The following is a 24,033-nucleotide window of genomic DNA, read 5'->3' as shown; positions in this document are numbered from 1 at the left end:
GAGCAATTGCGTACAATAGATCTAAGTGATATGATATTTGGAAATTCAGGAGGTTCGTTATGATTATCATCAAAACACCGGAAGAAATTCAACTGATGCGCAAAGCCGGTGAGATTCTCGCCAAGTGTCATCAGGAAATTGCCAAGATGATCAAGCCGGGGCTTACCACAATGGTTATCAATGATTTTGCTGAACGGTTTATTCAAGAGCAGGGGGCTGAACAAGTAGTCAAAGGGTTTAAAGGTTACCCGTTTGCTACTTGTACTTCTGTTAACGACGTGATCGCCCATGGATTTCCGAACGAAGAACCGCTGCAAAATGGAGATATCGTCAAAGTAGACATTGTATGCCGGTACAATGGGTGGTGTGCGGATTCCTGCCGTACATATCCTGTCGGAACGATCTCTCCAGAGGCGGAGCGTCTGATCCAAGTGACCAAGGAGTGCCTGTTGCTGGGCATCGAGAAGGCCGTAGCGGGAAACCGGATGGGCGATGTCATGCATGTCGTGCAGAAACATGCAGAAGGAGCCGGCTTCTCTGTGGTACGCGATCTGGTCGGGCACGGAATCGGGCGAAGCATGCACGAGGAGCCGACATTTCCTCATGTAGGCAAGCCGGGCCGCGGCGTTCGTCTTCAGGAAGGTATGGTTTTTACCATTGAGCCGATGATCAATGCGGGCAAGCACGAAATGTTTATCGAATTGGACGGCTGGACCGCCCGAACTTACGACGGCAGCCTGTCGGCTCAGTTTGAGCATACCGTTGCCATCACCAAAGACGGACCGCTGGTGATCACCGATGGCATTTTTTGATCAGCGGTCTTCAAAAAGAAAAAGCACCGTCCGTACGACTACGGACGGTTGCCTTATTTAAGGTCGGTCTCCGTTCCTGGCAGAGGGACTCGGTATGGGCTCCCCGGCCTTCCCGGCGGACAAGCCTTCCTCGCCGGTGGCGTCTTCCTTCACGTCATTGATGTCTTCGTTGTTATAAATATATATTTCTTCGGTTGGATCAATATGTTTTTCCATAAAAAATCACCTCTTCGCTATTGTGGCGGCAGGGGTGATATTTTATGCGCGAAAATAATGAAAGACCTGTGAATCAGGCCTTGTGTGCTTTCAAAGGGTATGTATGGCGTCCCCGAGAGGACTCGAACCACTATCTGTCCTTTAGGAGAGGACTGCTCTATCCTGTTGAGCTACGGGGACATAAAACCATAGTTATTATATCATACGAAGGGCCGGGAAGAAAGTCCGTAAAAATATTTGAAAAAGATGCAGTGATGTCGTCGGCCATCGGCGTCTATTATCCAGAGAGGAGGGGGAGACGATTACGGAAGAAGCATGGATTGCACGAATCATAGATGGCGACCGGGAAGCGTTTCGTGAGCTGGTGGATCAGTACGGGAACCATTTGTTCAAGGCGGTATATTCTGTGCTCCGGTCGACAAAGGACGCCGAGGATGTGACTCAGGAAGCGCTGCTGAAGATATACGCGTCTCTCCCCCAATACCGGTTTCAAGGTTTGAAAACCTGGATGACACGTATAGCCGTCCACAAAGCGATTGATTTCAAACGGGCTAAAGACCGAAAGAAAGAAGAGCTGACGGATGAGTGGGAGGGACTGGGCGCGCGGCCCATGCTGAGGGAACGTCCGGTAGAGGATACGGTAATCAACCGGGAACGCAGCGATCAGATTCGCCATTATCTCGACCAGCTTCCCGAAAGTTACCGTGACGTCGTAGTTGCATTCTACATTGAAGAGAAGAGCTATCAACAAATCGCCGAAGAGCAGCAGATGGCGCTGAAAACAGTAGAATCAAAGCTGTACCGGGCCAAACAGTACATGCGAAAGGTATGGAAGGAGGAGGAATGGGAATGAATCATAGGAGAATGGAAACCTGGCTTCAATATGTGAAAGATGAGCTGACGAATGAAGAGAGGGCAATCTGTGAATCGCATCTGGACAGCTGCGATGCATGTTTTGAGCTGTATATGCAGTGTTTGGAACAGGCTGGCGATGTTCTGCCGCAGCTTGAGGACCAGGAAGCTTTCTCCGCTGCGGTGATGATGCGTCTGGAACAAGAAATGCCTTACACGAGGCCGCTAGAGATGGTGCCGGAGCAAACCAAACGTAAATTACGCATACCGTGGATTCAACATCCATTCTTTCATTATACGGTAGCTGCAGCCATTACGATGATTCTTATGAGCACCGGTGTCTTCCAGACCCTTACGCAGCACATTTCCCGGTTTGACACAGCCTCAGAGAAGAGAACAGCGGAAACACGGATTCTGCACGTTTCCGTTTCCGAGAAGCTCATGAACAAAACAATCGGCATGCTCGATTCCATTCAACCGAGATATGAAAGAGGGGATACCCATGAATCCAAATAAAAACCCGATGGTTGCTTTTATACTGTCGTTCATTCCTGGACTCGGCCACTTGTACTTGGGCCGGCTGATTAAAGCGCTGCTGTATGGCGGCGGATTTTTCGGCTCGCTGCTGCTGTTGGTCGTGATGGTTGCGGTACGTATTCACCGTCTGTTCGGGTACAATGAAATTCCGTACTTTTTTATGCTGTTTGTGGCGTTTGTCATTTGGGCGGTCAATATGATTGATATGATTCGTACGCTGCTGAGCAGGCCGCAGCCGCCGCTGCCGGAAAGCTGGGGAGGGGGAGGATCAGACCCGCATAGCAGTATGCAGACAGGGAATACCTCCTCCGTGTGGGGACCGTCACCAGCATCAGCTTCGCAGGCAGACGACCGTTTTGTTACCATGCTGTTGTCGTTCGTTCCCGGACTCGGCCACTTTCAGCTTGGGTTGATGCAGCGGGGGTTGGCGTTCCTGCTGACGTTCTTCGGGCTTACGATCATGATTATCTTCGTAACGGCGCTGACGAATAGAGGGGAGTTTATGGTCTTTCTGGGCGTGCTGCCGATCATCTGGCTCTACTGCATGTTTGACTGTGTACAGCACCTAAACCGCAAACAGCGGGGAGAGGAACTGATCGACCGTTCCATATTCGAAGATTATCAGGAAATGAGGGAAGCCGGAAAAAAGAACAAAACGCTTGGCATGCTGCTTTCCATCTTCCCTGGAGCGGGACATATGTATCTCGGTCTGCAAAAGCGCGGTTTGCAGCTCATGGCGGCTTTCCTGTTCAGCATCTACATCATAGACGTGCTTCGGCTGTCGCTGTTCCTGTTTCTGATTCCGATTCTATGGTTTTTCAGCTTCTTCGATGCACTGCAGTATATTTCAAGGTACGGGCGAGAGGAGATCAGAGATGTGCCTGTCGTGGATTGGCTGATCAACCATCAGAGGTGGGTCGGCATCGGATTGCTCGCTTTGGGCTTGTATTATTTGGTCGATAACGTCATGATGAACGGATTGGAACGATGGGTCGACGAGCAATTGAGCAGAGAAATTATGTATTGGTACCACCAATACTTCCATACGTTCATTGTATGCGTACTGCTGATCGGCGGCGGGCTTCGGCTCTTGTTCGGCAGCAAGCGGGAAAAGGGGGAAAAGACCTCGTGAGAACGTGGCGTGTAGGAACCTTATCCATGGGCTTGTCGCTTATTTTCCTGGGTGTGACCTTGTTTTTATCTCAACTGCAGGCTTGAACGCTTTCGATACGTTCTTTGCCTGGTGGCCGATCCTGTTCGTGCTGCTGGGGCTTGAAATCCTTGTCTATCTGATATGGATGCGGAAGGAAAACAGCATGGTTCGATATGATTTGATGAGTGTGTTTTTCGTGGGTCTGCTGTTTATCAGCTCTTTTGGACTAACCTTTTTGACCAGCATCGGCGTTCTCGGGGAGGTCAGGCGGATGGTGGGTACAATTGAACGGACCGTAGACCTTCCGGAGATGCGGGAAGCGGTAGATGAGAGGGTGAAGCGGATTATTGTGCAGACAAACGGTCCACAGGTCAAAGTCGATCAAACCGCGGAGCGGGCTGTCCATTTGTTCGGCAGTTACAGGGAACGAACACAGGAGGACCAATTCCCGGAGGTTTCCGAAAAGAACGTGTATACCGTTCGTACCATCGGGGATACGATGTATGTTCAGGTTAAGCAGCCGCCGATTCGTCAAGGCTTTGACTCTTACTATCCTTACATGAATGTAACAGTAGTGCTGCCTCAGGATATACCGGCAGAACTGCGGGAACAGGGATAACCACCAGCCGGTGAAGATGTGACAACAGCAAAAAATCCCTGCAGGATCTTCCTGCAGGGTTATGAAGTCAAATATACCTGGAACAAGCTGATGCCGGTTGGGTTAACCTGCATCAGCCTGTTTTGCTTATCATCAAAAAAAGCCTTGAAAATCAAGGCTTTTTCTTCTTAAAAGAGAAAATCGAGACGACAGGATTTGAACCTGCGACCTCTTGGTCCCGAACCAAGCGCTCTACCAAGCTGAGCCACGTCTCGATGTTTTTGCAAAGCACTTAAAGGCTCTATTATTTTATCATGGGCAAGTAAAAAAGTAAAGAGAGTCGTATGCTCTGCCGGTACGCAGCGCTGAGAATGTTCTGCGTGAATCGTATTCGGCCGCGTCCGGCATAAGCGATTTCATATTCAAGCGGTTTTCACACTACGCCTTTCCCCGTAATTTGCGAAAGAATTGGGTCAGCATGACCGCGCACTCTTCTTGAAGCACACCGCTGATAACGTCCACACGATGATTAAACCGATCCTCTTGAAGCAGGTTCATCAGTGTTCCGGCACATCCGGCTTTCGGATCGGGAGTGCCATAAATAACCTGAGAGATGCGGGATTGTACGATGGCACCGGCACACATAGGACATGGCTCGAGTGTAACATAAAGTCTGCAATCCAATAGACGCCAGGCATCCAAATGCCGGCTGGCCTGTTTGATCGCGATCAATTCGGCATGGGCGAGCGGATCCCGTGTCGTTTCGCGGACATTGTGGCCGCGGCCGATAATTTCATTACCGCGTACGATGACTGCGCCGATGGGGACCTCTAAAATCGACTCCGCTTTGCGGGCTTCATCGATGGCGGCTCTCATATAAGGCAGATGTTCCTCCCATAAAGACAATACGTACACCTCATTTAGCTTTGTGACCACAAGTTCGAACAAACATTCGTTGTTAACACACTGTGGATAACATTGTGGATAAGTCATTTGGTTTGTCTATTCCATTGTAGAAAAATCGTGCCTTCAGAGCAAGTTCATTTCCCGGCAATCCAGTTATTCACAGGATATCGAATATGTGAATAATCGATATTGAGTGAGCAGTGAGAAGAGATAAAGATGAAAAATCAGTTGAACGGCTTTCAAGCAAGCGATATAATGAAGTAACATATGAAATGGGTAAATTTACCTAATATTCGAGTTGGAATATAGTTATAAGGTCTTAGTTTTCAGCGTGGTAGTCACGATCCGCTAAAAAATAAGCGGGTTTCATTTGGTGTGAAAGGTGGTTTGCTTTCAATGAGTTCGCCTTCGCAAGGCAAATCGTTCGAGGTAGAAAGGATCAAGAATAGAAGCCAAAACGGTATTTTGCTGCAAAGCCGGATTATGGTAGAGAAAAAGGATTTTGTCTCCACGGGTATCCTTACTTATGCGGAAGGAGATATTATCGAGATCGAAATCTCGGAATATAAGGCATTCGAACTCGGGGATAAGGTCAAGCTGACGGTTTATTCTCCGGGTGGTGTATATGTGTTTGAGTCTACGGTTGTCGCCAAGGATCATGGTGCGCTCATGGTCATCAATCCTCCCAGTAATCAGAGCCGTTTCGCGGAAAAACGCGAGCATCCCCGGGTGAAGGTAAATCAAAGCGGAGTGATCGTTTCCATCAAGGAAACGAAGGGGATCGAGCGGCTGCTGCAAAATAAAGTTGAACTCACGGTTCATAATTTAAGTATCAGCGGATTAGGCTTTACGGTGCTGGAAAACATCGGTCTGGACACGAATTCGACGGTTAACGTGGCTCTCGATTTAGGCTTTACCTTGCAGTGTGCTGCAGAAATCATAAGATCGGAAACGACCCCTGAAGGCTATTATTACGGGGCGAGATACGTGGATCTGACGCCGGACAAAGCGAATTCCCTGCGGGCATTTATATTAAAAATGCAAGTAGAATCACACTATACGCTGAAAAAAGAAGAGATGCAGAATCGTAATTTCAAATAACTCGGGCAAGTGCCGCGGATCAAGCGCGCCTTTTAGCATAAGTTGATTCAAGCAATCATGCTTAAAGGTGGTGAGCAAACGTGCCGTTTCAAATGAAGTATGAGATTATTCCGCGCTATTTGCCTGGCCCAAGCAAACGGCGGCCGATGCTGCCGCTTGCTCGGTGCCGTTTTATGGTTGCGCATGACACGGGCAATCCGGGGGCGACGGCCTCAGCTAACGTCTCGTATTTTCAACGAACGAGCAACGATATGTCATCCTCGGCTCATATTTTTGTTGATGATAACGAAATCCTGGAGTGCATTCCCTTTTTGACCGGGCCTGCGGAGAAAGCATATCATGTCGTTTATAATGTTACAACGGACAATGCCAGATATGGAGCCGATGCGAACGATGCGGCGGGGGCGGTGGAGCTGTGCCACGGAGGGCGTATCCGTCTGACGGAATCGTATAAGCGTTATGTATGGGTGATGGCTTATGCCTGCTACCGTTACGGTCTAAATCCATCTACCGATATTGCAGGCCATTATATGCTGGATCCGGCGCGCCGCAGCGACCCGCAGCAGCCGCTTCGGCAGCTCGGCAAAACGTTTTCCGATTTCGTGAGGGATGTAGAAGAAGAGTACCGGGCAAGCGTCATACCGGAGCCGCAGATACTCATCTCTGCGGAGGATGCAAACAAGATGATCCGCTTTTTGTCGGCATCCTACTTTGCTGTAAATGATGCATCGGCTCAAGCGGAGTTTCATCGTCTGGCCAATGAGCTGCGCAGGATTTCGGGGCAGCCGGCACAATAAAGGAAGGATCCAAACCGGTCTGGCGGGAAGCGGGCCGGTTTTTTGTTTTCAGGCGGAGCAGGATTTTCCTCAACCGGTCAGATGACATGGGGGCTGTATTTGTAGTATAATCTTATGTTAGGAATTTACTAGTTGAACTTTTAAGGAGTTGTCCTTGACATGGCATTGAAAGCAGGGATCGTCGGACTGCCGAACGTCGGCAAGTCAACGTTGTTTAATGCAATTACGCAAGCCGGGGCGGAGTCGGCGAACTACCCTTTTTGTACCATAGATCCTAACGTTGGTGTAGTAGAGGTTCCGGATGAGCGTTTGCTCCGGCTGGCCGAGATCGTGAACCCGAACCGTATTGTGCCGACAGCATTTGAATTCGTCGATATTGCGGGCCTTGTGAAAGGCGCAAGCAAAGGCGAAGGGCTTGGCAATAAGTTTCTGGCTCATATCCGCGAGGTGGATGCGATCGTACACGTGGTTCGCTGCTTCCAGGACGAGAATATTACCCATGTATCAGGAGTTGTGGATCCGATCAGCGATATCGAGACCATTAATCTCGAGCTGATTCTAGCGGATGTGGACTCGGTAGATAAACGAATTGAGCGGTCGCGTAAAAATATGAAGAGCGGGGACAAAAAATACGCGCAGGAGGTCGAATGCCTCGAACGGGTGAAAGAAGCGCTGTATAACGATAAGCCGGCCCGCAGTGTGGAGCTTAGCGACGAGGAAAAGCTGCTGATTCGCGACTTGCACTTGCTTACGATGAAGCCGGTGCTGTATGCGGCAAATGTCAGCGAGGCGGAGGTGGCCAACGCGGAAGATAACCCTTACGTCCAAAAGGTACGTGAGTATGCTGCTAAGGAAGGCGCGGAAGTGGTGCCGATCAGCGCAAAGGTGGAATCGGAAATCGCCGAGCTCGAAGGCGAGGACAAGCAGATGTTTCTCGAGGAGCTGGGGCTTCAGGATTCCGGCTTGAACCGGTTGATTCAAGCGGCGTACCGCTTGCTTGGGCTGTATACGTATTTTACGGCGGGAGTGCAGGAGGTCCGCGCTTGGACGATCCGCAAGGGTACGAAGGCGCCTCAAGCGGCCGGAGTCATCCACACCGATTTTGAGCGCGGCTTTATTCGGGCGGAGGTCGTTGGGTACGACGATCTGATCGCATCGGGTTCAATGAACGGAGCCAAGGAAAAAGGGCTGCTGCGCCTCGAGGGCAAGGAATATGTCGTCAAAGACGGAGACGTCATGCATTTCCGTTTCAATGTATAAGGAATTTTGGCTTGATGCATATACTCAAAAAAAGAAAGGGTGAAATCAGATGCTGGATCGGTTGCAAGCATTGGCTGACCGATATGAGAAATTAAGCGAACTGCTCTGTGACCCGAACGTGACGAGTGATTCCAAAAAGCTGCGGGAATATTCCAAGGAGCAATCCGATCTTCAGGAGGCCTACGACGCGTATATGGAATACAAGAGCGTGTCGGAGCAGTACGAAGCGGCGCGGGTCATGCAGAATGAAAAGCTGGATGACGAAATGAAGGAATTGGTGAAGCTGGAGCTCGAAGAACTGTCGGAGCGTAAAGCCAAGCTGGAAGAGCGCATCAAGGTGCTGATGATGCCGAAGGATCCGAATGACGATAAGAACGTGATTGTGGAAATCCGCGGTGCCGCTGGCGGGGACGAAGCGGCATTGTTTGCCGCCGACCTGTACCGGATGTATACGAAGTATGCCGATTCACAGGGCTGGCGGACGGAAGTGCTGGATGTGAATATGAATGATCTCGGCGGATTTAAAGAGATTATTTTTTTGGTGAGCGGCAAAGGGGCTTACAGCAAGCTGAAGTTTGAGAGCGGCGCACATCGCGTACAGCGTATCCCGGCGACCGAATCGGGGGGACGTATTCATACGTCCACTTCGACGGTATCCGTGATGCCGGAGATGGAAGAATTCGATATCGAAATCCTGGATTCGGATATCCGTGTCGATACGTTCTGTTCCAGTGGAGCGGGCGGGCAATCGGTCAATACGACAAAGTCGGCGGTACGCGTAACACACATCCCGACCGGAATCGTAGCCACCTGCCAGGACGGCAAATCGCAAAACTCGAACAAAGAGAAGGCGCTGCAGGTGCTGCGGGCCCGGATCTACGATAAAATGCAGCAGGAAGAGATGGAGAAGTATGGCGCCGAGCGCAAGAGCAAGATCGGGACGGGAGACCGTTCGGAGCGGATCCGTACCTATAACTTCCCGCAAAGCCGGGTGACGGACCACCGGATCGGCCTGACGCTGCATCGCCTTGACGCCGTGCTCAATGGCGAGATGGATGAAATCATCTCCGCGCTGACCATTGCTTCGCAAACCGAGCAGATCGAAAAAGGAGAATACGCCGGTGCGTGAAGATCGGCCGATGACGATACGTGAAGCCTATGCAGAGGCTTCTTCTTTTTTGCGGCGCAGCGGTGTGCGGGAGCCGGAGGCGAATGCCGGACGGCTGCTCGAGTATCTGCTGGGCGAGAGCCGCAGCGGACTGCTCCTCCGCTGGCCCGAGCCCTTCCCGCCGGAGCGGGAGGCGGACTGGAAGCGGCTGCTTGCCCGCAAGGCGAGTGGTGAACCGGTGCAGTATATCATAGGAGAGCAGGAGTTCTACGGGCTTTCCTATACGGTAACGCCGGCGGTGCTCATCCCGCGGCCGGAGACGGAGCTGCTGGTTGAGCAGGCCGTGCTAATCGGACGGCAATTGTGGAAAGATGGCGAGAGCCCGGCAGTGGCGGACATCGGCACCGGCAGCGGGGCCATCGCGGTGAGCCTTGCCGTACAGTGCCCGCGGTGGCGGGTGATGGCCTCGGACATCTCGCCGGACGCGCTGGAGGTGGCCAAAGCCAATGCGGTGCGCCACGGGGTAGCCAAGCGAATCGCCTTCTTCGAAGGAGACCTGCTGGCTCCGTGGATCGAGCGCGGCGAGCGGCTCGATCTGGTCATATCGAATCCGCCGTACATTCCGGAGGCGGATGAGGAGGGGCTTCAGCCGGAGGTGAGGCTGTTCGAGCCGCGGACGGCACTGTATGGCGGCGCGGACGGGCTGGTGCCGTACCGCCGGTTAACGGCGCAGCTTGCCGAGCTGCCTGCAATGCCGGCTTTGGTCGGCTTTGAGGTCGGGATGGGGCAAGCTCAAGAGGTCAGGCAGCTGCTGGAACGCTCGGCGGATTGGGACGAGATTCGAACCATTCCCGATTTGGCCGGCATTGACCGGCACGTGATCGCTTTACGGAGAAGGCAGCATTCGTTGTTTTGATCCGCCTGCGTTTAAACTCTCTTAATCCGGACATACTAGCAACTAGAAGAGCTAGAGTTCGAGATTGGAGAGGGGCTGTCCGGAATGGTCAAACGGTTTGCGTGGAAACGGTATGCGTATTTGGCTTTTGCTTTTATGGTGCTGCTTGCTTGCTGGGAATCCCAGCGATCGAATGCCGTCTTGTTTGCATCGCCCGCCGGGAGCGGGGAAGTGCAAAGCGCCGTCATACCGCAGGAATCGATTCGTCTGCGCATCCTGGCTCATTCCGATGCGGCCCTTGATCAATGGCTCAAGCGCGAGGTGCGCGACGCCATTGTGGAACAAATGAACGGTTGGGTTACGGCTCCGCAAGGCATCCAAGAAGCCCGCGAAGTGGTCCGGGAGCATTTGCCGGAGTTGAACGAGCTGGTGGGTGAGACGCTGCGGAAGAACGGTTTTGACTATAGCTATAATGTAGAACTGGGCGTCGTTCCGTTTCCGACGAAAATGTACGGGAATCAAGTGTATCCTGCCGGTGATTATGAGGCGCTGCGTGTTTCCATCGGGGCGGCGGAAGGACAAAATTGGTGGTGCGTGCTGTTTCCGCCGCTCTGTTTTGTAGATTCGGAGATGGTGGTCAAAAGGAACACAGCGTATGCTGCTGAGCCGAAGGAATCCGAGCCGGCCGGGGAGGCAAGTAAAGAGGATAAAGAAACCGGGGCGGCCAAGGAAGACCGGGACAACGTACCGAAAGACAAAACACAGGCTAAGGAAATAAAGACATCCAAGGAAAACACCGATTCCGAAAAGAATGCTGCTGCGGCCGCCCAGCCGGAGGTTCGGTTTTTCCTCTGGGATATGCTCAAAAAAATCGGTTCCTGGTTCGTTTGAGCGCTTTAGCCATATGAAGCCATTGGATGCAGGGAAAGGAAGAGGTAATCCCGATGACGATAGAGACGATGGTATGGGAGGTAGACGGGCAGCATCCCGATCCGGCGAAGCTGCAGGAGGCGGCGCAGCTTCTCCGGCAAGGACGGACAGTGGCGTTTCCGACGGAGACGGTGTATGGTCTTGGGGCCGATGCCTGCAGTTCAGAAGCGGTGGCCGGCATCTTCTCGGCCAAAGGCCGGCCGTCGGATAACCCTCTGATTGTGCATATTGCAGACAGGTCTCAACTGGAGGAGCTGGCGGCTCCGCCGGATGAGGCCGTTTCGCGTTTGCTGGATGCGTTTTGGCCGGGGCCGCTGACCGTTGTGTTGCCCGTTCGTCCCGGGGTATTATCCCCGCTTGTGACCGCAGGGTTGTCCACGGTCGGGCTGCGCATGCCGGACCACCCTGTTGCGCTGCAACTGATTGCCGCGGCGGGATGCCCGGTCGCGGCGCCCAGCGCGAACCGATCGGGACGCCCGAGCCCGACGCAGGCAGCGCACGTGCTGGAAGATTTGGAGGGACGCATTGGCGGCATCGTTGACGGCGGGGAGACCGGCGTCGGCGTCGAGTCGACGGTTGTGGAGTACGCCGGAGGCGCGCTACACATCCTGCGTCCCGGGGGGATTACGCTTGAGCAGCTGCGCCAGGCGCTGCCGCCTCATATCCCAGTGCTCGAGGCAAGCCCCGAGCACCAGGAGCCGTCCGCTCCGCGCGCCCCGGGCATGAAATATGCCCATTATGCGCCCCGCGGCGCGCTGCTGCTTGTTCAAGGCCGCCAGGGCACGGCGCCCGAACAGATTCTCGCTCGCATACAGCGCGAGCTCGATGAGGCCCGCGCGCGCGGCGAGCGCACTGGCGTCCTCACCTACGGCGAGTACGCCGGCGCTTTCCGCGCGGACTGCGTCGTCGCGTGCGGCCGTCTGGACGACCTCGAAACGGTCGCCCAAGGACTCTACGCCGCGCTCCGCGAATTCGATGAAGCCGGTGTCGGCTTCATCACAGCCCAAGCGTGCCCCGAAGAGGGGATCGGGGCCGCGATCATGAACCGCCTGCGCAAAGCCGCCGGCGGGCGAATCGTGACGCTCTAGCGAGCTTTCCCTGTCCATCCCTGCAGCAGCACATCCGCCTCAAGTCATCTTTCTGCCCTTGTCCGCATATGTTGATTTAGAATAGGACAGGGGGTAGGGTAGAAATGGACTTGGCGTCACCGCTGGTGTGGGCCCAAATCATATCCATCGGACTCATGGCGGTTGCCCTCGGTCTGGATGCGCTGTCACTGGGGCTGGGGATCGGAATGAAGGGTATCCGTAAGCTCGATATTTTAAAAATTAGCGTAACCACCGCCTTATTTCATATGATTATGCCGTTGGCCGGCATGCGGATGGGCGGATATATCAGCATGCTGCTCGGTAAAGTGGCTACGATGTGCGGCGGTATTCTTCTACTTCTGCTGGGATTGCATATGGTATATAGCTCTCTGCGGACAGAGGAGTCCAAGTCTTACGATTATCGTTCCTTTTTGGGCTTGACGCTGTTCTCTCTGAGTGTAAGCATCGATTCTTTCTCTGTGGGCGTTTCACTGGGGATGTTTGCAGGCGATGTCCTGCTTACGGTGCTGATGTTTGGCGTGGCGGGAGGCTTGATGTCGGTCATCGGTCTGCTGCTTGGACGGCGAGTCGGACAATGGATCGGAGAATATGGCGAAGCGCTCGGGGGAGTGATCCTGCTGGCTTTCGGCATCAAGTTTTTGCTTTAAAGGTGAAGTTCCATATTTGCTTGCTTTTGGGGTACAATATGATTATGAGAAATCAAAATATGAACTACGGAAAGGCGGGGAGAACGCGATGAACCGAATCTTGTTCGTTTGTACGGGCAATACTTGCCGCAGTCCGATGGCGGAAGGAATAATGCGTAAAATTCTTTCTGAAGAAGGACTAACGGACATTGAGGTGCGTTCGGCCGGCGTAGCGGCGTACGAGGGAACGCAGTTATCTGACCACGCGGCTTCCGTGTTGAAGAACAAAGGCTGTGTCGGACCGTCGGCTTCAACATTTCTGTCACAGATCCTGATCGATTGGGCGGATTTGGTGCTGACGATGACTTCCAGTCATAAGAGGCATACGATTCAACTGTATCCCGAGGCTGTGGACAAGGTGTATACACTGAAGGAATATGTGCAGGATGACCCGCAGTTAGCGGATAAAATATCGGAGATGGAAAGTCTGATCACCGAGCTGGAGCTGAAACAAGCGCTGTCCGGGCAAATTACTGAGGAAGAGAGAGAGCGTGTACTCACCCTGCAAAAAGAATTGCCGCTGCCGGACATCGCAGATCCGTTCGGAGGATCCTACAGGGAGTATGAAAAATGCGCCTGGGAGATCGAGGAGTGCTTGATCAAGCTGGCGGCGAAGCTGAAAAAAGACCGTTAACATCAGGAGCCGACGGAGGGTCCCGATACGGGAAGTTGGGCTTTACAGCAAACGCTTAATGGGATATGATAAACTTATCAATCATCAGTGCCCGGTGTAACTGGCGACGAGTGGAATAAACCACAGTGGAGCATCGGGACATACGGCCGGTCGCCTGGGCGAAAGAGCAACACGATGCGCGGAGAGCGCATGTGTCATGCTCTTTTTTCGTGTTTACCGCTTGTTTAGGTTATAATGAAATGACTAAGTGAGGAGGCAAACGTGATGAAAATAGCAATGGGTGCGGATCATGCAGGATATCGGTTAAAGGATGAATTAATTCCGTTTCTTGAGTCGATGGGGCATCAAGTGCTGAATTGCGGCTGTGACTGCTCCGATTCCGTGGATTACTCGGACTATGCGCTCGCCGTGTGCGAGAAAATCGTTGCCGGGGAAGTGGACAGGGGAATCCTGATTTGCGGAACGGGGATCGGGATGACGATTGCGGCCAATAAAGTGCCGGGCATCCGCTGTGCGCTGGTACACGATTTGTTCTCGGCCAAGGCGACCCGCGAGCATAACGATTCCAATGTGCTGGCGATGGGCGAGCGCGTCATCGGACCCGGTGTAGCTCAGGAAATCGTCAAAATTTGGCTGGAGACCGAATTTTCAAACGGGGAGCGGCACAAAAACCGCGTTGCCAAAGTGAAAGCGTTGGAAGACAAATATGCGCTGCATCCTTAATTCGAGGTAAAGCAGTCATGAACATAAACCTGGCTACGATACGTTCTCAAGTAGAAATCATCGTCCGTGAGCTGGTCAAGGCAGGCGGGGTAGAAGCGGGACAGCTTCTGGTCATAGGGACAAGCACCAGTGAGGTGCTCGGTAAACATATCGGCACAGCGGGAAGCGAAGAGGCGGCCCGGGAAATTTATGCCGGAGTAGAAGCGGTGCGGGAGAAGATCGGCTTTTTTCCCGTTTACCAGTGCTGTGAACATTTGAACCGGGCGCTCGTTGTGGAGAAGGAAGCGATGCTGCGGTATGGACTGGAACAAGTGAGCGTCATACCGGTGCCCAAAGCCGGTGGCTCAATGGCTTCCTATGCCTTCAGGCATCTGAAGGAGGCTGTTGTTGTGGAGACCGTTCAGGCGCATGCGGGACTGGATATCGGGGGAACGCTCATCGGTATGCATTTGAAGCGTGTAGCGGTGCCGCTGCGGCCGTCGATCCGGCAGATCGGCGGGGCGCACGTGCAGATGGCTTATACCCGGCCGAAGCTGATCGGGGGTGCTCGGGCAGTCTATACGATCGATACACAGGCGTCCGACAGAACTTGTGATTGAGATGGACTCGCCTATTCGTATTCAAATAGATCTCGTAATATTCAAGGAGGATAACTTACATGGAATTTCTTCGCAAACAAGACCCGAAAATCGTGGAAGCAATGAATCTTGAACTCGGTCGTCAACGCGACAAAATCGAGCTGATCGCGTCCGAAAATTTCGTCAGCCAAGCGGTGCTTGAGGCGATGGGTACCGTATTGACCAACAAATATGCGGAAGGTTACCCGAATAAGCGTTACTATGGCGGCTGCGAATACGTCGACATCGTCGAGGATATCGCACGCGACCGCGCGAAAGAATTGTTTGGCGCTGAGCATGCGAACGTTCAGCCGCACTCCGGCGCCCAGGCGAACATGGCCGTTTACCTTGCTGCGGTACAACCGGGGGAGACGATCCTGGGGATGAACCTGGCGCACGGCGGTCATCTGACGCACGGCAGTCCGGTCAATGCATCCGGAATTTTGTATAACTTCGCAGCCTATGGCGTAAGTGAGAAAGATTCCCGCATCGATTATGACGAAGTCCGCAAAGCGGCGTTCAAGCACAAGCCGCGCTTGATTGTAGCCGGTGCCAGCGCATACCCGCGCATCATCGACTTCGAAGCCTTGGCGCAAATTGCAAATGACGTCGGCGCGCTGTTTATGGTGGACATGGCTCATATTGCCGGTCTTGTGGCTGCAGGCCTGCATCCAAATCCTGTGCCGCACGCTCATTTTGTAACAACGACAACGCATAAGACGCTTCGCGGGCCTCGCGGCGGTATGATCCTGTGCCGCAAACCATGGGCTGCCGCGATTGACAAAGCGGTGTTCCCAGGCTCGCAAGGCGGTCCGCTGATGCATATCATCGCGGCCAAAGCGGTGGCCTTGGGAGAGGCGCTGCAGCCGGAGTTCAAATCATACGCTCAGAATGTTGTAAACAATGCGAAAACATTGGCAGATGGTTTGATGGCGGAAGGAATCAACCTCGTTTCCGGGGGAACGGACAACCACCTGATGCTGATCGATCTTCGCAGCTTGAACCTGACGGGTAAAGAAGCGGAGCATCTGCTCGATGAAGTGGGCGTGACGGTAAACAAGAACGCCATTCCGTTCGATCCGACCAGCCCGTTCGTGACCAGCGGTATTCGGATCGGTACTCCTGCGGCCACAGCCCGAGGTATGAATCAGGAAGCTATGAAAACCATCGCCAAGATTATTTCGCTTACGCTTAAGAATCCGTCCGATCAGGCTGTGCATGAGAAGGTGCGCGGTATGGTGAAAGATTTGACGGCACAATTCCCGCTGTATCCCGGACTTCAGTATTAATGATCGCTAAAACCAACAAAGGCCGGCTCTTTATATGAGGAGCCGGCATATTTATGTTTCACGTGGATCATTGCAGAAGAAGAACGGGTGACATTGTGCTATAATAAATGGGGCAGTACATTCGGTTTATAAGACAAGGGATGAACGGCTGATAGCCAGTGAAGTGAAATAAACTATCATTTTTTTGGCGTCCATGGAATTTTCCAGACGCTTTCTTTTATGATCTCGGCAGGCGAGTTCGTTTTTGGCAGGCTTGGCGTGTCCAAATAGCAATAGACCGCTCCTCAGCCAGGGAACGCGGTTTGTAGAATGCGTAACGTTGATTTGGATTCATTTGCGTTGGTTGGCGTTTTTTTCCCGATTGGGATAAGTATCGGTAGTTGTGGTATAATAGACAAGATTTTGGGCTTTATAGCGTTATAGGAGGACCTTGCATGGGTAAAGTGTTTGTTTGCGACCATCCGTTGATTCAGCATAAGCTGACCTACATTCGGGATGAGAATACCACCACGAAAGATTTCCGCGAGCTGGTGGATGAAGTGGCCACATTGATGGCTTACGAAATAACAAGAGACATTCCGCTCGAAAAGGTGCAGGTGCGCACACCTGTTACGACCGCCGAGTGCAGAGTGATCTCCGGCCGTATGCTGGGTCTTATTCCGATTCTGCGCGCCGGCCTCGGTATGGTAGACGGGATTCTGAAGCTGGTCCCTGCGGCCAAAGTGGGGCATATCGGGTTGTACCGGGACCCGGATACGCTGGAGCCGGTGGAATACTATGCCAAGCTTCCGACGGATGTGCAGGAACGGGAGCTGATCGTAATTGATCCGATGCTCGCCACAGGCGGTTCGGCTAATGCGGCGATCGAAGCGCTGAAGAAAAGGGGCTGCACGCAGATTAAGCTGATGTGCCTGATTGCTGCGCCGGAAGGTGTGCAGGCTGTGCAAAAGGCGCATCCTGACGTTGATCTTTATGTAGCGGCTATCGACGACCATTTGAACGACCACGGATACATAGTGCCGGGGCTCGGCGATGCGGGCGATCGGCTGTTCGGAACAAAGTAAGCTGCTGAATTCGGAAGAGGGAAGGGAAGCCGAGAGCGATGAAAAAAACGAAAGTAATCACCATCTTCGGCACCAGACCGGAAGCCATCAAAATGGCTCCGTTGGTGAAGGAGCTGGAAAAGTATCCCGAGCAAATCGAGTCGCTTGTTTGCGTTACGGCACAGCATCGCCAAATGCTCGATCAGGTACTGGATATATTCTCCATCAAGCCGGACTACGATTTGGACGTCATGAAAGAACGTCAGACCTTGAATGAAATATCGATCCGTGTACTTCAAGGACTGGATCCGGTATTCAAAGAAGAAAAACCGGATCTGATTCTTGTTCACGGGGACACGTTAACGACATTTCTGGCGAGCTACGCCGCGTTTATGCAGCAAATCCAAGTGGGTCATGTGGAAGCGGGTCTTCGGACGTGGAACAAGCTGTCTCCTTATCCTGAGGAAATGAACCGCCAGTTGACCGGAGTTCTGTCCGATCTCCACTTTGCTCCGACGAACTGGTCTGCAGGAAACCTGCGCAAAGAAAACAAGCGGGAAGATTCCATCTTCGTTACGGGGAATACCGTGACCGACGTGTTTCAATACACGGTTCGCCCGTCGTTCTCCCACCCGGTGCTTGAATGGGCACAAGGCAAACGCCTGGTATTGATGACCGCACATCGCCGGGAGTCGCAGGGGGAGCCGCACCGCCAAATTTTCCGTGCGGTACGCCGTCTGGCCGATGAATTCGAAGATATCGCGATCGTATATCCGGTGCATCCGAGCCCGGCTGTAAAGGAACCGGCTTATGAACTGCTTAGCGGCCATGACCGGATCAAACTTATCGATCCGCTCGATGTGTTTGAGTTCCACAATTTTTATCCCCATGCGCATCTCATTCTGACCGACTCCGGAGGGCTTCAGGAAGAAGCGCCGTCATTCGGCGTACCGGTGCTGGTGCTGAGGGAGACGACCGAGCGGCCGGAAGGAATCGACGCGGGAACGTTGGAGCTGGTCGGCACCGACGAACAGAGGGTATATGAGCGGGCTAAAGCACTGCTGAGCGACACGGCTATGTACGAAAGAATGAGCCGGTCGGCCAATCCTTACGGCGACGGCAAGGCGTCCGAACGGATCGTGCAAGCTATCCTTTTCCATTTCAACCATAGGTCGGATAGACCCGAGCCGTTCCAACCGTGACAATCTGATGACAAACGTTACACCATACATCTCTACTGTTTGGTTTGGAATGCAAAAAAAGGTTGATATATCAAGGTTTTTTTCGTTTTTATCACAGAAGGGTTACCAGACTTCGTAATTGACAAATGTGACTTTACTCCGCTAAAATAAACTAGGATTGATAAGGAAGGCTTATGAAACGACAAAATTCCAATGATAATCCGTGGCGAGCCGTTGCTCTATTGGGCAGCATTGGCATTGATTTGGGCGTTTGCATGTTGGCCGGTTATTGGCTGGGCAATTGGATGAGCGAACGTCAGGGCGGGGAACCGTTCTGGATTGTGGGTGGAATGTTGGCGGGTTTCTTTGCGGGAGCCGCCGGCGCTTTTCTGATCATCCGAAGCTACATGCGGGGGGACGGCAATGAATGAACTTTCGACCCGCCTGAAAACGGTTCAGCGTATTATCATATTTTTTTTGTCTTTCTGTTTCATGGCTTGGGCGCTGTTGCCTGGATATCGCCCGCACTTTGCCGGATTGATTCTGGGAACAATCGTCAGTCTTGTCAATGCCCATTATCTGGCGTGGAAAATCAGGCAACTCACGGATTCGGTGCTTGAAGGAAGAAGGCGCAGAGGCGGTATCGGCTTCGGCACAAGAGCCGCGATTTCCTTGCTTGCCGTGTGGGGGGCTTACGAAGTACCGGAACATATTGCTGTATGGACTACCATCATAGGATTAATTTTCGTACAGTTGGCAACACTCCTATTGGGTATTATTTCAATTAAAAAATAATTATTCCATCATGCCTTGGAAAGGGGTGAAACTAGTAGAATGCATGAGTTACCGATAGTGAATTGGTTAGGAATCGATTGGGACCTTTCCACCATCATTACCATAGCAGTTACATGTTTGATCGTACTGCTCATTGCGATTGCCGGAACCCGCAATCTTTCCGTACACAATCCCGGCAAAATGCAAAATTTCTTGGAGTGGTTAGTCGAGTTTGTTCACAATATCATTGCAGGCACTATGGACATGAAGAAGGGTAAAGCTTTCATTATGCTTGGGATTACACTGATCATGTTCATCTTTGTCGGCAATATGCTTGGCCTGCCGCTTGTCATCGTGACCGAAGTAACGCAGCCGATTCCATGGCTCGGCATAACGCAAGCGGAGATCGATGCGGCGCATCAAGCCGGCAAACACATCGGGATCGGTTGGTGGAAATCACCGACAGCTGACTTGTCTGTTACGATGGGACTGGCCCTCATGGTCATTGTCATGACTCATTATCTGGGACTTACACGTAACACCAAGCACTACTTGCACCACTATGTCGAACCGTTCGCGGTGATGTTTCCGTTGAATATCGTCAAGGAGATCTCCAAACTCTTGACGCTCGGCATGCGTCTATTTGGTAACATCTACGCCGGTGAAGTCTTAATCGCCGTTATTCTCATGGCTGGTATCGGAGGGATACTCCCGCTGATCATCTGGCAGGGCTTCAGTGTGTTCGTAGGCGCCATTCAGGCGTTCGTCTTTACGACGCTGACCATGGTTTACTTGTCTCAAGCCATTGAACACAAAGAGTAATATGCGGACGGGTATTTATGCTGGCATTCAGATCCTTATCCGCTTTATTAAACATAACAAAACCAAAATTGAACAATTTTAAGGAGGATATTTTACAATGGAATTTCTTGCAGCTGCTATTGCAATCGGTTTGGGTGCGCTTGGCGCAGGTATCGGTAACGGTTTGATCGTCAGCAAAACAGTTGACGGTATCGCTCGTCAACCAGAGCTTAAAGGTACGCTTCAAACGGTCATGTTTATCGGTGTAGGTCTTGTCGAGGCGATTCCGATCATCGCGGTCGTATTTGCATTGCTCTTCACGTTCGTATTCGCAGGTTAAGATGCTTGAACCTTGGGCGGGGAAGCCTATAGCCTCCACGCCTTCCTTTTGTCCGAATGTACTCATTCGGATTATGATTCAGCCATTACCCCTCTGAAGGGAGTGACGTATAGATGCATTTCACATTCAGTTCTTTTATCATCGCCATCATTTCGTTCGGGATCCTGATGCTGCTGATCAGCAAATATGCTTTCGGACCGTTAATGGGCGTGATGGAACAACGTAGAAAGCTCGTTCTTGATCAATTGCAAAGCGCAGAGCAGGACCGCAAACAAGCCGATGCGCTCCTCGCCGAACAGAAGGCCGCTCTTGAGCAAGTTCGCAGCGAAGCGAAAGCCATTATCGAGCAGGCCCGTGTAACCAGCGGGAAACAGGCTGAAGATATCATCCGCCAAGCGAAAGAAGAGGCGGCAAGAATTAAAGAAGAAGCGCTTCGCGATATCGAAACCGAGAAAAACCTGGCCGTTGCGGCTCTCCGCAGCCAAGTCAGCGCGATGTCCGTAATGATCGCTTCCAAAATCATCGAGAAGCAAATCGATGAGAAGTCTCAGGAACAGCTGGTTGAGCACTACCTGAAAGAAGTAGGGGGCAACCAATGAGCCAGGACATGATCGCAGCCAAAAGATATGCAAAAGCCTTGTTTGAAGTCGCACGGGAAAAAGGTCAAGTAGCTCAAATAGAGCAAGAGCTTGTATCGGTCGCTTCGGTATTGAAAGAAAATGCGGATTTATCGAAGCTGATTAAACACCCGGGCATCGAGGCTGCTGTAAAAATTGGGCTGATCAAGCAAATCTTCGAATCCTCCGTATCCGAGGCTGTATTGAATACGCTGCAGCTGCTGATTGAGAGAAGACGCGAAGAGGCGCTGGAAGCCTTTGTAAAAGCTTATGTAAAGATCGCAAACGATGCGCTCGGACAAGCGAACGCTACGGTATATACGCCAGTGAAGCTGTCCGAAGCAGAGTTAAACGATATTGCCGCCACGTTCGGCAAATTGACCGGTAAACAAATCCGCGTGGAATCGGTTATAGATAAAAGCTTGCTCGGCGGTATTCAAGTCCGCATCGGCGACCGTTTGTACGACGGCAGCCTGTCCGGCAAGCTGAAGCGTCTGGAAAGAACATTGAATCAATCTCAAGCACTGTAGATAGGGGTGAGGTTCGTTGAGTATCAAACCTGAAGAAATCAGCACATTAATCAAACAACAGATTGAGAAATATAATTCGGAAATTCAAGTCGTTGACGTAGGTACGGTCATTCAGGTCGGTGACGGTATTGCCCGTGTGCACGGCTTGGAAAACGTTATGGCAGGCGAGCTGCTCGAGTTTCCCAACGGGGTTTTGGGCTATGCGTTCAACCTTGAGGAAAGCAACGTAGGTATCGTTATTTTGGGACCTTACACCGACATCCGCGAGGGCGATCAGGTGAAACGCACCGGCCGGATCATGGAGGTTCCGGTTGGCGAAGAGCTTCTCGGCCGCGTCGTTAATGCGCTCGGTCAACCGGTTGACGGCAAAGGTCCGATCAACACAACGCACTTCCGTCCGGTTGAATCTCCGGCACCTGGCGTCATGGACCGTAAATCGGTTCATGAGCCGATGCAAACCGGGATTAAAGCCATTGACGCAATGATCCCGATCGGCCGCGGACAGCGTGAGCTCATTATCGGTGACCGTCAAACCGGTAAAACATCCATTGCGATCGATACCATCATTAACCAAAAGGGCAACGGTGTGAAATGTATCTATGTTGCCATCGGTCAAAAGCAATCCACCGTCGTTAATGTGGTGGAAACGCTCCGCCGTAACGGCGCTCTGGATTACACGATCGTTGTCACGGCTTCGGCTTCCGAGCCGGCCCCTATGCTTTGGTTGGCTCCTTACGCCGGCTGCGCAATGGGCGAGTACTTTATGTACAAAGGCGAGCACGTGCTCATTATCTATGATGACTTGTCCAAGCAAGCTGCCGCATACCGTGAGCTGTCCCTGCTGCTTCGCCGTCCACCGGGCCGTGAAGCTTATCCGGGTGACGTTTTCTATCTGCACTCCCGCTTGCTCGAACGCGCTGCGAAGCTTAGCGACGAGCTGGGCGGCGGGTCGTTAACGGCTCTTCCGTTCATTGAGACCCAAGCAGGTGACGTATCGGCTTATATTCCAACAAACGTTATTTCGATCACAGACGGACAGATCTTCCTTGAGTCCGACCTATTCTACTCCGGCCAGCGTCCGGCGGTTAACGTCGGTATTTCCGTATCCCGTGTAGGGGGCTCCGCGCAAATCAAAGCGATGAAGAAGGTTGCCGGTACCCTCCGTCTGGATCTTGCGCAATACCGTGAATTGGCTGCTTTTGCACAGTTCGGTTCCGACCTTGACCGTGCTACGCAGACTCGTTTGAATCGCGGTATTCGTACCCTCGAGCTGCTGAAGCAAGGGGTAAACCAGCCGATGCCGGTTGAGAAGCAAGTCGTTGCCATCTATGTGGTAACGAAAGGCCATATCGATGAGCTGCCGGTACAGGATGTACGCCGCTTCGAAGCTGAGTTCCTGGCGTACCTGGACTCCAACCGTCCGGAAATTCTTCAAAATATCCGCGATACGAAAGATTTGACATCGGATAATGAGAAGGCTCTGACGGAAGCCATTGGGCAATTCAAAAAAGGATTCGCTCCTTCCGCATAAATGAACGGTAACTGAGCTTCTCGCAAGAGAAGCTCGGTATTCCTTTTTAAGCAACGATAATGGGCTTATCCAAAGATGGCGCTCCTTCCGGAGGGCTTCGAGAGAGAGGTGAGCAGGCATGGCAAAAGGTATGCGCGAAATTAAGCGCTCTATCAAGTCAAAACAAAGTACGAAGCAAATCACGAGGGCGATGGAGATGGTCGCGGCGGCAAAGCTGAGACGTGCTCAGGAGGCTGCCGAGTCAGCACGTCCGTACGCTGATAAGATGAAGGAAGTGATCGCGAGTATTGCCGCAGGTACGAAGGGTGTGACGCATCCGATGCTGCAAACCCGCGAGATCAAGAGGACCGGTTATCTTGTCATCACCTCCGACCGCGGTCTGGCCGGCGGTTACAATGCCAACGTGCTTCGTAAAGTGATGGCTGTCATTAAAGAAAAGCATAAATCTACAAGCGAGTATGCCATTTTCGTCATTGGACGAAAAGGCCGGGATTTCTTCCAGAGACGCAACATCCCAATTGTCGAGGAAGTGACGGGGCTGCCGGATTCACCCCAATTCTCGGACATTAAGTCGGTTGCGGCTTCCGCTGTGGCGAATTTTGAGAATGGCGCCTACGATGAATTGTACCTGGTATACAATGAATTTAAGAATGCCATTACCCAAATCCCGCAGGTGAAGCGTCTGTTGCCGCTTGAGGAAGTCAACAGCGATTCGGTGGCGAACTACGAATATGAGCCGTCTGCCGAGGGTGTGTTGGAAGTACTCCTGCCGAAATATGCGGAAACGCTCATTTACAGCGCGGTTCTTGACGGTAAAGCGAGCGAGTTCGGAGCCCGGATGACGGCGATGAACAACGCTACGAAGAATGCGACGAAGATGATCGCTACGCTGACCCTTCAGTACAACCGTGCCCGTCAGGCTTCGATTACCCAGGAAATATCGGAGATCGTCGCCGGAGCGAACGCACAAAGTTAAGGAATGGACGGCGAAGG

29 protein-coding genes, 2 tRNA genes and 1 riboswitch are annotated in these 24,033 nt (G+C 52.3%); of the genes, 27 read left to right on the top strand and 4 right to left on the bottom strand.

Translation table 11 applies throughout. The features are described from left to right. Positions 1 to 59 precede the first annotated feature (59 nt). Positions 60 to 812 carry a type I methionyl aminopeptidase gene (gene map / locus BLT35_RS16470; protein WP_062410183.1) on the top strand — a complete coding sequence of 251 codons (753 nt, stop codon included), beginning with the start codon at positions 60 to 62 and terminating at the stop codon, positions 810 to 812. Between the two features lie 57 nt (positions 813 to 869). Here the strand turns inward: map and BLT35_RS27070 are convergent, their stop codons facing one another. Both BLT35_RS27070 and BLT35_RS16465 read right to left on the bottom strand, forming a co-directional pair. Further along, on the bottom strand, positions 870 to 1,028 hold the full coding sequence (locus tag BLT35_RS27070; RefSeq protein ID WP_160327400.1) for a hypothetical protein: 159 nt from the start codon (positions 1,026 to 1,028) through the stop codon (positions 870 to 872). 104 nt (positions 1,029 to 1,132) lie between these two features. Beyond that, positions 1,133 to 1,208 (bottom strand) — tRNA-Arg (locus BLT35_RS16465). Positions 1,209 to 1,329: 121 nt separating this feature from the next. Here BLT35_RS16465 and BLT35_RS16460 point away from each other — a divergent pair. From BLT35_RS16460 to BLT35_RS16445, 4 genes are all read left to right on the top strand, one after another. After that, on the top strand, positions 1,330 to 1,881 hold the full coding sequence (locus BLT35_RS16460) for an RNA polymerase sigma factor (RefSeq protein ID WP_418007126.1): 552 nt from the start codon (positions 1,330 to 1,332) through the stop codon (positions 1,879 to 1,881). Further along, a complete protein-coding gene (locus BLT35_RS16455) occupies positions 1,878 to 2,396 on the top strand; it encodes an anti-sigma factor family protein (protein ID WP_074728994.1) in 519 nt (172 codons plus the stop codon). Before BLT35_RS16460 ends, BLT35_RS16455 begins: the two co-directional genes overlap by 4 nt. Then, the gene (locus tag BLT35_RS16450) at positions 2,383 to 3,549 is read left to right on the top strand and encodes a hypothetical protein (protein WP_074728992.1); all 1,167 of its coding nucleotides are present in this window, start codon (positions 2,383 to 2,385) and stop codon (positions 3,547 to 3,549) included. The genes BLT35_RS16455 and BLT35_RS16450 overlap by 14 nt, the downstream gene beginning before the upstream one ends. 82 nt (positions 3,550 to 3,631) lie before the next feature. Beyond that, positions 3,632 to 4,189 (top strand): hypothetical protein, encoded by a 558-nt coding sequence (locus tag BLT35_RS16445; protein WP_074728990.1) that lies wholly within the window; start codon positions 3,632 to 3,634, stop codon positions 4,187 to 4,189. A gap of 180 nt (positions 4,190 to 4,369) precedes the next feature. On the opposite strand, the gene BLT35_RS16440 is transcribed toward BLT35_RS16445, so the two are convergent. Then, positions 4,370 to 4,443 (bottom strand) — tRNA-Pro (locus tag BLT35_RS16440). Positions 4,444 to 4,606: 163 nt separating this feature from the next. After that, positions 4,607 to 5,074, bottom strand: coding sequence for a tRNA adenosine(34) deaminase TadA (gene tadA, locus BLT35_RS16435; protein ID WP_283956646.1), 468 nt, complete (start codon positions 5,072 to 5,074; stop codon positions 4,607 to 4,609). A 396-nt stretch (positions 5,075 to 5,470) separates the two neighbouring features. On the opposite strand from tadA, the gene BLT35_RS16430 reads away from it, so the two are divergent. The 22 genes from BLT35_RS16430 (at position 5,471) to atpG (ending at position 24,016) form a co-directional block, all read left to right on the top strand. Continuing rightward, complete coding sequence (locus BLT35_RS16430; protein ID WP_054819858.1) at positions 5,471 to 6,175, top strand: flagellar brake protein; 705 nt, start codon at positions 5,471 to 5,473, stop codon at positions 6,173 to 6,175. An 80-nt stretch (positions 6,176 to 6,255) separates the two neighbouring features. Further along, positions 6,256 to 6,972: a peptidoglycan recognition protein family protein gene (locus BLT35_RS16425; RefSeq protein ID WP_062410180.1), complete on the top strand. Its 717-nt coding sequence runs from the start codon at positions 6,256 to 6,258 to the stop codon at positions 6,970 to 6,972. A gap of 159 nt (positions 6,973 to 7,131) precedes the next feature. Then, positions 7,132 to 8,232: a redox-regulated ATPase YchF gene (gene ychF / locus BLT35_RS16420; protein ID WP_062410179.1), complete on the top strand. Its 1,101-nt coding sequence runs from the start codon at positions 7,132 to 7,134 to the stop codon at positions 8,230 to 8,232. 49 nt (positions 8,233 to 8,281) lie between these two features. Continuing rightward, positions 8,282 to 9,361: a peptide chain release factor 1 gene (gene prfA, locus BLT35_RS16415; protein WP_062410178.1), complete on the top strand. Its 1,080-nt coding sequence runs from the start codon at positions 8,282 to 8,284 to the stop codon at positions 9,359 to 9,361. A gap of 10 nt (positions 9,362 to 9,371) precedes the next feature. Next, on the top strand, positions 9,372 to 10,256 hold the full coding sequence (prmC, locus tag BLT35_RS16410) for a peptide chain release factor N(5)-glutamine methyltransferase (protein ID WP_175472004.1): 885 nt from the start codon (positions 9,372 to 9,374) through the stop codon (positions 10,254 to 10,256). 84 nt (positions 10,257 to 10,340) lie between these two features. Continuing rightward, a complete protein-coding gene (gene spoIIR / locus BLT35_RS16405) occupies positions 10,341 to 11,126 on the top strand; it encodes a stage II sporulation protein R (RefSeq protein WP_062410176.1) in 786 nt (261 codons plus the stop codon). Positions 11,127 to 11,179: 53 nt separating this feature from the next. Then, the gene (locus BLT35_RS16400; RefSeq protein ID WP_074728986.1) at positions 11,180 to 12,253 is read left to right on the top strand and encodes an L-threonylcarbamoyladenylate synthase; all 1,074 of its coding nucleotides are present in this window, start codon (positions 11,180 to 11,182) and stop codon (positions 12,251 to 12,253) included. A 104-nt stretch (positions 12,254 to 12,357) separates the two neighbouring features. Then, positions 12,358 to 12,921, top strand: coding sequence for a manganese efflux pump MntP (locus tag BLT35_RS16395; protein WP_054817710.1), 564 nt, complete (start codon positions 12,358 to 12,360; stop codon positions 12,919 to 12,921). 88 nt (positions 12,922 to 13,009) lie between these two features. After that, the gene (locus BLT35_RS16390; protein WP_062411093.1) at positions 13,010 to 13,594 is read left to right on the top strand and encodes a low molecular weight protein arginine phosphatase; all 585 of its coding nucleotides are present in this window, start codon (positions 13,010 to 13,012) and stop codon (positions 13,592 to 13,594) included. 86 nt (positions 13,595 to 13,680) lie between these two features. Next, positions 13,681 to 13,761: riboswitch (ZMP/ZTP riboswitch) on the top strand. Between the two features lie 97 nt (positions 13,762 to 13,858). Next, positions 13,859 to 14,317, top strand: coding sequence for a ribose 5-phosphate isomerase B (rpiB, locus tag BLT35_RS16385; protein WP_054817709.1), 459 nt, complete (start codon positions 13,859 to 13,861; stop codon positions 14,315 to 14,317). 17 nt (positions 14,318 to 14,334) lie between these two features. Further along, positions 14,335 to 14,916, top strand: a complete 582-nt coding sequence (locus tag BLT35_RS16380) for a TIGR01440 family protein (RefSeq protein ID WP_054817708.1) — start codon at positions 14,335 to 14,337, stop codon at positions 14,914 to 14,916. 59 nt (positions 14,917 to 14,975) lie between these two features. Continuing rightward, entirely contained in the window at positions 14,976 to 16,223 is a 1,248-nt protein-coding gene (gene glyA, locus BLT35_RS16375) for a serine hydroxymethyltransferase (RefSeq protein WP_062410172.1), read from the top strand. Between the two features lie 434 nt (positions 16,224 to 16,657). Then, entirely contained in the window at positions 16,658 to 17,287 is a 630-nt protein-coding gene (gene upp / locus BLT35_RS16370; RefSeq protein WP_054817707.1) for a uracil phosphoribosyltransferase, read from the top strand. A gap of 38 nt (positions 17,288 to 17,325) precedes the next feature. Next, positions 17,326 to 18,468 (top strand): non-hydrolyzing UDP-N-acetylglucosamine 2-epimerase, encoded by a 1,143-nt coding sequence (gene wecB, locus BLT35_RS16365; RefSeq protein ID WP_074728984.1) that lies wholly within the window; start codon positions 17,326 to 17,328, stop codon positions 18,466 to 18,468. 173 nt (positions 18,469 to 18,641) lie between these two features. Next, positions 18,642 to 18,878 (top strand): AtpZ/AtpI family protein, encoded by a 237-nt coding sequence (locus tag BLT35_RS16360; protein WP_054817706.1) that lies wholly within the window; start codon positions 18,642 to 18,644, stop codon positions 18,876 to 18,878. Continuing rightward, positions 18,871 to 19,242, top strand: coding sequence for an ATP synthase subunit I (locus BLT35_RS16355; RefSeq protein ID WP_054817705.1), 372 nt, complete (start codon positions 18,871 to 18,873; stop codon positions 19,240 to 19,242). Before BLT35_RS16360 ends, BLT35_RS16355 begins: the two co-directional genes overlap by 8 nt. Positions 19,243 to 19,281: 39 nt before the next feature. After that, positions 19,282 to 20,043: a F0F1 ATP synthase subunit A gene (atpB, locus tag BLT35_RS16350; protein WP_054817704.1), complete on the top strand. Its 762-nt coding sequence runs from the start codon at positions 19,282 to 19,284 to the stop codon at positions 20,041 to 20,043. A 97-nt stretch (positions 20,044 to 20,140) separates the two neighbouring features. Further along, positions 20,141 to 20,362, top strand: coding sequence for a F0F1 ATP synthase subunit C (gene atpE, locus BLT35_RS16345; protein ID WP_054817703.1), 222 nt, complete (start codon positions 20,141 to 20,143; stop codon positions 20,360 to 20,362). Positions 20,363 to 20,475: 113 nt separating this feature from the next. Then, positions 20,476 to 20,961 carry a F0F1 ATP synthase subunit B gene (atpF, locus tag BLT35_RS16340; protein WP_054817702.1) on the top strand — a complete coding sequence of 162 codons (486 nt, stop codon included), beginning with the start codon at positions 20,476 to 20,478 and terminating at the stop codon, positions 20,959 to 20,961. Further along, on the top strand, positions 20,958 to 21,509 hold the full coding sequence (locus BLT35_RS16335) for a F0F1 ATP synthase subunit delta (RefSeq protein WP_054817701.1): 552 nt from the start codon (positions 20,958 to 20,960) through the stop codon (positions 21,507 to 21,509). The genes atpF and BLT35_RS16335 overlap by 4 nt, the downstream gene beginning before the upstream one ends. A gap of 16 nt (positions 21,510 to 21,525) precedes the next feature. Beyond that, entirely contained in the window at positions 21,526 to 23,040 is a 1,515-nt protein-coding gene (gene atpA / locus BLT35_RS16330) for a F0F1 ATP synthase subunit alpha (protein ID WP_062410170.1), read from the top strand. A gap of 118 nt (positions 23,041 to 23,158) precedes the next feature. Next, the gene (gene atpG, locus BLT35_RS16325; RefSeq protein WP_054817700.1) at positions 23,159 to 24,016 is read left to right on the top strand and encodes an ATP synthase F1 subunit gamma; all 858 of its coding nucleotides are present in this window, start codon (positions 23,159 to 23,161) and stop codon (positions 24,014 to 24,016) included. Positions 24,017 to 24,033: the final 17 nt, after the last annotated feature.

This window comes from Paenibacillus naphthalenovorans (assembly GCF_900099895.1).
Lineage (GTDB): Bacteria > Bacillota > Bacilli > Paenibacillales > NBRC-103111 > Paenibacillus_G > Paenibacillus_G naphthalenovorans.
This window is presented reverse-complemented; position numbering and strand designations above follow the sequence as displayed.